General features: G+C 36.7%; 9 protein-coding genes. 5 read left to right on the top strand and 4 right to left on the bottom strand.

Annotated features, from left to right (window positions below; all coding sequences use genetic code 11):
• Positions 1-19 precede the first annotated feature (19 nt).
• Positions 20-355 (bottom strand): HopJ type III effector protein, encoded by a 336-nt coding sequence (locus LIV57_RS20525; RefSeq protein ID WP_227944084.1) that lies wholly within the window; start codon positions 353-355, stop codon positions 20-22.
• A gap of 158 nt (positions 356-513) precedes the next feature.
• Here LIV57_RS20525 and LIV57_RS20530 point away from each other — a divergent pair, with 158 nt between their 5' ends.
• Together LIV57_RS20530 and LIV57_RS20535 are read left to right on the top strand one after the other, a co-directional pair.
• On the top strand, positions 514-1,896 hold the full coding sequence (locus LIV57_RS20530; RefSeq protein WP_227944085.1) for an RtcB family protein: 1,383 nt from the start codon (positions 514-516) through the stop codon (positions 1,894-1,896).
• 286 nt (positions 1,897-2,182) lie between these two features.
• Positions 2,183-3,937, top strand: a complete 1,755-nt coding sequence (locus LIV57_RS20535; protein ID WP_227944086.1) for a hypothetical protein — start codon at positions 2,183-2,185, stop codon at positions 3,935-3,937.
• 391 nt (positions 3,938-4,328) lie between these two features.
• Here LIV57_RS20535 and LIV57_RS20540 read toward each other — a convergent pair whose 3' ends face one another.
• Genes LIV57_RS20540 through cobT form a run of 3 tightly spaced genes read right to left on the bottom strand, consistent with a single transcriptional unit; the run spans position 4,329 to position 6,655 of the window.
• Complete coding sequence (locus LIV57_RS20540) at positions 4,329-4,883, bottom strand: histidine phosphatase family protein (RefSeq protein ID WP_227944087.1); 555 nt, start codon at positions 4,881-4,883, stop codon at positions 4,329-4,331.
• Positions 4,868-5,650 carry an adenosylcobinamide-GDP ribazoletransferase gene (locus LIV57_RS20545; RefSeq protein WP_227944088.1) on the bottom strand — a complete coding sequence of 261 codons (783 nt, stop codon included), beginning with the start codon at positions 5,648-5,650 and terminating at the stop codon, positions 4,868-4,870. The genes LIV57_RS20540 and LIV57_RS20545 overlap by 16 nt, the downstream gene beginning before the upstream one ends.
• A complete protein-coding gene (gene cobT / locus LIV57_RS20550; protein WP_227944089.1) occupies positions 5,651-6,655 on the bottom strand; it encodes a nicotinate-nucleotide--dimethylbenzimidazole phosphoribosyltransferase in 1,005 nt (334 codons plus the stop codon).
• Positions 6,656-7,098: 443 nt separating this feature from the next.
• On the opposite strand from cobT, the gene LIV57_RS20555 reads away from it, so the two are divergent.
• From LIV57_RS20555 to LIV57_RS20565, 3 genes are all read left to right on the top strand, one after another.
• Positions 7,099-7,845, top strand: a complete 747-nt coding sequence (locus LIV57_RS20555; protein WP_227944090.1) for a DNA polymerase beta superfamily protein — start codon at positions 7,099-7,101, stop codon at positions 7,843-7,845.
• Positions 7,846-7,888: 43 nt separating this feature from the next.
• Entirely contained in the window at positions 7,889-8,620 is a 732-nt protein-coding gene (locus LIV57_RS20560) for an ATP-grasp domain-containing protein (protein ID WP_123278121.1), read from the top strand.
• Positions 8,621-8,665: 45 nt separating this feature from the next.
• Positions 8,666-9,045: hypothetical protein (locus LIV57_RS20565; protein ID WP_227944091.1), on the top strand; the 380-nt coding region annotated here is incomplete at its 3' end.

The following is a 9,045-nucleotide window of genomic DNA, read 5'->3' on the forward strand; positions in this document are numbered from 1 at the left end:
GTCTGCTCTTTTCTTATAATTATTTTTCTTTTAAAGCATTGGCATCAAAAGTAATTCCTTCCCAGCCGGATTTCATAAAGTTCCGGATATTCTGATGATCAGTTCCTTCAGGATTTTTCAGGACATCCTCTCTGTAAAACTCACCAAACAGCCAAAGTGTCTCTTCTTTTGTCAGATCCTTAATGCTTGCAAAACTGAAAACCTTGCATGAACCATTGTTCTGTCCGGCCTGGTTGGTGGTATCACCGTTTTGAAATGCGGTAGGAGTAAATTCATAATGCTCATCAATATGAGCGATCACATCATTAAACTGGATCGTTTCCGGAAAATGTTTTAATTGTTCTAATAATACCATGAGCCTTGTTTTTTTTAATAATATACAATTTTACGAATCTGCCGGAGGCCTTTTTTCGTCTTTTTAATAAATTTTTGTAAAAATAATTAAAATTTCTTTATCTACGCAAAACTATTGCGCAATAATGATATTACTTTGCATCATCAAAATGAAACAATATGGAATTTAATGGAAATCATTTAATCGAATTAGGATATAGACCGGCAAAATGGTTTAAGGATGCCATTACCTATATCAACGAGAATAAGTTGGATGAGCATCAGATCGCAGAATATCTGGTACAGTTCAAACAGCCAGATCTTATTCCGCTTCATAAAACAGCTAAAGATTTTATAATCAATATACGTGCAGAGCACGAAAGTGAAAATGATAATGTGGACAAAGTAATCAAAACCATGGAGGTTCTGATGAAAACCCCTACTCTGGTTGGCGGAGCTTTAATGCCGGACGCCTGCCCTACAGGTCCTGAAGGCCAGATTCCGGTGGGAGGAGTGGTCGTGGCTCAAAATGCTATTCACCCGGGATTCCATAGCGCCGATATCTGTTGTTCAGTGATGCTGACGGATTTTGGAAAGACAAATCCTAAAGAGGTTTTGGATGCAGCACATTCTGTAACCCACTTCGGATACGGAGGAAGACCAAGAGGTGAACAGATGCCGATGTCTCAGGAACTGATGGATGCTTTCAGAGAAAATGAGTTCTTAAATGATGAGAAACTGATCAGTATCGCCCGTTCCCATATGGGAACCCAGGGAGACGGAAACCATTTCCTTTTCGTTGGAATTTCCAAAAATACTGGAAACACAATGATGGTAACCCATCACGGATCAAGAGCTCCGGGTGCTGCCTTATATGATAAAGGAATGAAGACTGCCAACCGTTTCAGACAGGAAATCTCCCCTGAAACATTAAGAGAAAATGCCTGGATTCCTTATGATACCGAAGAAGGAAAATCGTATTGGGAAGCCCTGCAATTGATAAGACAATGGACCAAAGAAAACCATACTTCTCTTCATGATGCCGTGCTGAATAAGCTGGAAATGGAGAAGGAAAACAGATATTGGAACGAACACAACTTCGTTTTCAAAGATGGAGATTTGTTCTATCACGCAAAAGGAGCTACTCCGCTGGATGATAAATTCATGCCTGATATCACCGGACCTAGACTGATTCCGTTGAATATGGCCGAACCGGTATTGATTGTTCAGGGAAAAACGAATGAAAGAAACCTTGGTTTTGCTCCGCACGGCGCAGGAAGAAATTTCAGCAGAAGCCAGCATAAAAGATCATTGGCTCATAAAACCACTGAGGAAATCTTCAATGAGGAAACAGCAGGATTGGATATCCGTTTCTACTCTAATGAGATTGATATTTCTGAACTTCCAAGCGCTTATAAAAGTGCGAAGAATGTAAGAGCACAGATAGAAGAATACGGACTTTGTGAAGTTCTGGATGAAGTGATGCCTTACGGATGTATTATGGCCGGAGATGTTCAGAAGAATGCGCCGTGGAAGAAAAAGAAGAAATTCAGAAAAGCATAATTTTAATAGTATGTTTAAACCTAACAGGTTTTAGAAACCCGTTAGGTTTAAATAAAAACAATAACCAAATTTCACAACACTAAAAAATATTAGAAAAATTCAAGGCAAAGAAAGTTCCTATATTTCCAGATTTACTTTTCGCCTTTTTACAAATTATAAGGCAAAGGGAGTTCCTATATTTTTTGGAAAAATACTCCCCGCTTTTTATAAACTATAGGTAAAAGGAGTTCCTATACCCTTCACTTTTAATGAATCTACTCCTCACTTATTTTTTAAACTTAAAACAATGAAAACACTACAATTATTCAATGCTGTACTGGCCAGAAAATGTGATGAAAAGCCATTTATTTCTAATGATGGTTTTATTATTGAACCGGATGCTTTATGGGCAAAAAATGAGATCATCTCTTTTTATGCAAAGGAAAAATTAAATGGAAATGATTTGAATAAAACCTTTCATAAATCCTGGGAGAAAATAAAGAAAACTTCCAGAATTGATTTATTGATTGAACAGATCACCCATTATATGTCAACGTATGGAAGTAATTTCCAAAGTGAAATCTATATTCCCAATGAAATATTGGATGTTCCGGATATGAAGCTGGTTTTTAAAGTAATCAAAGCCTATTCTGTGGAAGAAATGCAGGAAAAATGTCTTGCTCTTTTAAGATCAGGAATTGCTTTAAAAGAAGAAACCATTGATGATTTGCTTTCTGTTTTACATACGGAGCTGGAATATGATTTTACAGGAAAAGAAAACATCAGGAATAAAGAAGCCATTATAAAAATAGCTGATCTTTATGATATTTACCCTGAAAATCCTGTTGAATTCTTGCGTTATGTCATTTATAAAACGACGAGCACTACGCTTTTAATCAAAAATGATGATTTGATTAATTTAATCAAGCAGAGTAATTTCAATCCGACATATCTGTTTGAAAGCTTTGGAATGGAAAAAATGGCGGAAATTTTCAACAGATTTAAACCATTATTTCTGGCTTATAAAAACAGAGCACCCAAAGCGATCAACAAAATATCAAAGTTATCTAAGGTTCACCATAAACCATTGGTTTCAAACCCATTGAATGACGCTACCAATACATTACTGGAAAACAGCGATTGGCACTGGCTGGAAAATGCGACACCGTTTGCATTGTTCAAAGCATTGTCAGCATGTTACTCAAGAATGTACGGTCAGGATACATTTGTTTACAGAATCCGAAACGGAAAATCATGGACTAAAAAAGGTAAGGAAACTTACGTGAATCAGTTCAATTATGATTTCATTCTGGACTTTTTAAAACTGAAGTATGAAAACCTATCCGGAAAGAAATTCTATTTCCCTGAGAATATAGAATTCGCATTGCCAACTTCTGAAAAGATGTTTGTTGGAAATATTCCTACCGGAACCCGTTTTTATGCGGATAGACTGGCTGTAGGTATTTATTGGGAAGACCAATGGGGGGCCAATGACCTTGATCTTTCAGGATTGAACATCGCAGGAAAAATAGGTTGGAATGCCGCTTATAACCATGGTAACGGACAATTGATGTACTCAGGAGATATGACATCAGCGCCTAACGGTGCGGTTGAATATCTTTATGCCAATAAAGGTCTTTGTGAGCCGACCCTTGTTATGAACAACGTTTTCAGCGGAGATGCCAACTGTGGATATAAAATTGTGATCGGAAAAGGAGATGATATTTCCTACGATTATATGATGAATCCTAATCACCTCTTTGCTGAAGCCAGATGTAATTCTGTTCAGAAGCAAATGATTCTGGGAATGCTGGTGACAAAGAATGAAAAACAATGTTTCGTACTGTTGAATTTCGGAGCCGGACATTCGCATGTTTCAGGAAATAGCCAGATTTCTGCAATGGCAACAAGTGCATTATACCAGCAATGGTATGAAGCGATGTCTTTCAATGAGCTTATCAAAGAGCTTGGCGGTGAGATTACCACAGAAAAAGCGGAAGCTGATTTTGATTTCTCACTGGAAAGCCTGGAAAAAGATAGTTTTATCAGAATTTTTAAATAAATTCTATGACGTCATCTGATGGTATCGGGTGGCGTTTTTTATAATGGTATGGCAAAGGAAATGTTGAGAACCACCCCGTCAAAAATTCTTTGAATTTTCGCCACCCCTCCGAGGGAGGGGAATTTTCACGTCTTCAGTTGGGAGAATGGTCGGGATTGTACTGTTTCTGTGTATGTTTTTTACAGGATTGTGACTAAATTCCGACGGAACGATACAATTATAATGATGGTCTATCCACACAGTTTGTCATTCCATAGGAATCCGGCCTCCAAAATTCAGAATTACCTAATGTATACTATTACAAACAACTTATATTTTGGCTAAAGCCGATTGAAAATTATAATCTTTATCAAACGGACTAAAGTCCGTTCCTATTGAATAAAAACGGTAATTATACATTCACCTTTTTCACTGAAAAAACTCCTTCATTCACATGAATGATCACTTTCCTTCCATAATCAATCTGAATAGTAAACATATTCTCCAGTGGAAACTGAAGCACCGCCTGAAGGATCAGACGAATAACTCCGGCATGCGTAATTATAAGTGCTTTTTCCAGATCTTTTCTTTGAATGAATTCATTCCAGAAGCTGAGAACGCGGTTTTGCATTTCAAGGAGATTTTCACCGCCTGAGGTTTTTACACTCACAAAATCTTTGTACCACGGATTGATTTCTTCTTCTGGAATATCCGTCCATTTTTTTAGCTCCCATTTCCCGAAATTCATTTCGCGAAGTCTTTCATCTGTTTGATAATCAAGCTTAAAAAAATCAGCTAAAAGACGGCATCGCTCAGAAGGACTTGAAACAATTACATCATAATGACCGTCAATATCCAACAATTTAAAATCTTCGATACACTCTTTCCGTAAAGGCATTTCAGCAAAACCATAACACCGGTTTTCCGGATTGTCTACAGCAGTATGACGGATCAGATGAATTTCCATACGATGATTGTTCCTAAATAAAATAAAACTTCACAAACCTGCTGTACCGATCCCAGACAATCACCTGTATACCCTCCGATATGTTTTTTAAAATACCAACCCATATATATTTTTCCTAAATAAGCGAGCGCAAAAGCAAAAATCAAACGCCAGTCCGGAAACAGTACAAAAGTGGCTAAAACACTGATGAAGCTTACCAGCAAAGCCATTCCATCCAATGGTTTATTGGCTAAAGGCTTTGATTTGCTTACATCAATATCGGTAACATACTCGTGGGTATAGATCATCGTTCCTGCAATAAAACGGCTTACTGTATGCCCTAAAATAACAATGAGTAAAACTCCCACCGGATTACTCATTCCTAAGGTTTGAATACTATAAAATTTTAAAGCAAAAAGCAAAATGATCCCTATCGTTCCATATGCTCCTACCCGGCTGTCTTTCATAATCGTCAGGATTTTTTCCTTTCCATATCCGCCTCCGAAACTGTCACACATGTCTGTGAAGCCATCTTCATGAAAAGCTCCGGTCAGCAAAACATTGGAAATCATCATTACAACAATCCCGATTTCAAGATTAAAAAGCAGTGTAGAAAGATAAAGAACCAAAGCGTTGATGAGCCCTACAATCAAACCTACCCAGGCAAAATATTTCTGAGATTTATTCATAATCTCGCTGGAGTACGGAATGGTAAACGGAACCGGAATTCTCGTGAAAAACATGAGTGCCGTTGCAAAGTAAATCAGTTCATTTTTTATAGCTTTCATTTAGTTTTTATTTGATACATCTGCATCTTCGAAACTTGACATTTCATTCAGAAAATTAACGGCACTTTGAATAATCGGATAAGCCAATGCACAGCCTGTTCCTTCACCAAGGCGCAGATTCAGATTGAGAATGGCCTGTTCTCTCATTAATCCCAACAGCTGAGGGTGGGCATTTTCATTGCTTACATGGCAGAAGATACAGTTATTCAATACTTCAGGATTCTTTTTCCAGACCGTGGCTACAGCAACTGTTGCGATAAAACCATCTACCATGATCAGCATATTGTGGTGATAAGCTTCTTCTATGGCTCCAATCATTTGGGCAATTTCCAATCCCCCAAAGGTCTGGGCTATTTCATCATCAGACATTTCAGAAGGATATTTTTCTATGGCCTGTGTTAAAATACTGATCTTATTGTCAAGCTGATGATCATTCAGTCCCGTTCCACGTCCGATGCAATTGATAATCGGAATGTCAAAGAGCTTGCTCATCATCAAAGAAGAAGCGGAAGTATTGCCGATTCCCATTTCTCCAAAGCCAATGATATTGCAGCCTTTTTTAGCAATATCATTCACCACTGCTTTTCCATTTTTAAGCGCCTGATGGTATTCTTCAGGAGTCATGGCAGGTTCTTCCAGAATATTACGGCTGGATTTTCTTACTTTTTTATCAATGAGATTCAGTTCTTCCGGGAAATCAAAATTCACTCCTGCATCTACAATTTTAATGTTGATACCATTCTGTCTGCAAAAAACATTAATGGCAGCACCTCCGCCAAGGAAGTTCATCACCATCTGATAGGTGACCTCCTGTGGATAAGCACTTACGCCTGTAGCAGCAATCCCATGATCGGCCGCAAAAACTACCATATGAGGATTCAATAACTGTGGTGAAGTGGTTTTCTGAACCATTCCGATTTTGTGGGCAATATGTTCAAGATGTCCTAATGCCCCTAATGGTTTTGTTTTAAAATCAATTTTATGCTGTAATTCTGATGATAACATTGATGTTTATAGTTACGTTAAATGGAAAAGTGCAATATTAGTAAAATTCAATGAGTCTTTTCTTTTGTCTTGACACAAAAGAAACAAAAGGTCAAGACCTTGAAAATTGAGCTAAAAATAAAATGTGTTCTCTAAAAATTCTAAACTCGTGCGAATTCATTATTACTTTTTTGTATCAATATATTCGTCGCACTCAGACAGGAGAATTTTCTTAACGTTCACACAATTTATTTTTTTAACGCCCAATTTTCATAAGTCAAAAAATTTTAGCCCTCAATATTCACTTACTCACCAACCCGAACCCCGCAACTCTCAAACTCTCAAACTCTCCCACACTCAAACCCTAAACTCCATCCCCACGAAACCCGCACTCGAAACTTAAAAAAGCTACGCGAGTACATTGCGCACTTCATCTTTTACTTTGCATCATCAATACAAAAACAATGACACCGAAAATACTTGAAAAAATAAAAGAAGTTGAAGCAACAAGGAGCGTAGAAGTCCTTCTTGCCGTAGAATCCGGGAGCAGAGCCTGGGGTTTTGCTTCTCCTGACAGTGATTATGATATACGTTTTATATACCGTCATGAAAAAGACTGGTATCTTTCTCCCTGGGATAAGGATGAAACGATAGAATTTATGACAGAAGATGATCTGGATGGTTCCGGCTGGGATCTGAGAAAGACGTTTCATCTTCTACTGAAATCGAATGCGGCTTTGCTAAGCTGGTTCTATTCTCCTATCGTGTATAAAGCGGATGAAAGGTTTATAGAACTCTTTAAACCTTTGGCTGATGCCTGCTTTTCTCCGGTAGCGGTTTCTTATCATTATCTGAGCATGAGCAAGAAATATCTGGAAGCCTGCAGAAGTGATGAAGTAAAATTAAAAAGCTATTTTTATTGTTTACGAACCACATTAACAGGAAAATGGATCATAGAAAAAGGAACGGTTCCTCCGGTACTGTTCAGTGAGCTGCTTGTTTTAACAGATAACAAAACCAGACGGAAAATAGAAGACCTCGTTGCCTTAAAAGCAACCAAAGGAGAATCTTACTACCACCCGAATGATTGGGAACTGTTTGATTTTCTGGAGAAAACAATCGCTGAGCATGAAGAAAAAGCGAAAGGTTTATCAGGAGGAAAGGCGGATAAAGGGGAGATGGAGAGGATTTTTAGGGAGATATTAAAATAAAAGAATAAAAGCTTATTTTACATAAAAAAAATAAAAGATACAGATGAAAAATATAATCGCTCTTTCTCCCATGTATACGGAAGATAGCAATAATTTGAAAAAAGCATCGCTCACTTCTTCTTATGAACTGAGTCGTTTCAATGCAAAATGGAATGTTCCGGAGGAATTTCGCGCGGATGTAGTAGCAGTCTATGGTGAAGATATTTATGCAGAAATTGTAGCAGAGCAATGTAATCTAACATTAACAAAGCCCAATGATAACTGGCTCTCAAACATTTCAGAAGAATTTACAAAACGGAAAATTGTTTACGGAAAGTTGAAAGACTTCGTACATGAAGAAAATATTTTTATCAAATGTTCGGATTTTAAAAGCTTTAAAGCAGGAGTTTTCGATAAAGTTACCAATATTAAAGGCTTTGAAACACTGGATCCGGAAAGTATGGTTTTCACTTCAGAAGTAGTGGAATGGGAACTTGAGGTTAGATGTTTTGTTTTGAATAATGAAATTAAAACTTATTCTTCTTATTGGAGAAATGATGCTTTCGACACCAACCCGCTTTCTGAACCAGAACAAAAAGATTTGTTTGAGTTTTTCGGCAGGTTTATTACACAATATGCTCAAACGCTTCCAAAAGCAATCGTTCTGGATTTCGGGATTATTAAAGGAAAAGGCTGGGCTTTAATTGAAGCAAATCCTGCATGGTGTTCCGGGTTATATGCTTGTGATGCAGAGAAGGCTTTGGAAGTGATTGTTAAGAGTTGTATTAAAAATTAGTATTATTTTCAAGCAATTTCTAAGATTAAAACTAAATAAAAAAATATGTCAAAATACTTTAAATTTGAAAATAAGTCAGATTATATATATTATCTATCTGAAATTATTATAGATACTATTCAAAAAAAAGAACGTCTTGAATTTTATTTTAATGAAATCATCACACTTTTAGAATCTAATCCGAATGCAAAACTAATAAATTCAATATTATATGAAGGCATTAGTGATAAAACTATAAGACCTTTACAATATTTATCTAATTTAATTGGGGATGAAAGTAAAAAAGCTGTTTCTTACAGAAAGTTTAGAAAAATATTATTTAAAAATAGAAATAATTTAAATATTAAAATTGACAATTTATCAAATGAAGAAGAGAAATTATTAGGAGAATTTAATCAACTTAGAAATTGGGGGTTACATATACC

Source organism: Chryseobacterium sp. X308 (assembly GCF_020733145.1).
Classification (GTDB): Bacteria; Bacteroidota; Bacteroidia; order Flavobacteriales; family Weeksellaceae; genus Chryseobacterium; species Chryseobacterium cupriresistens.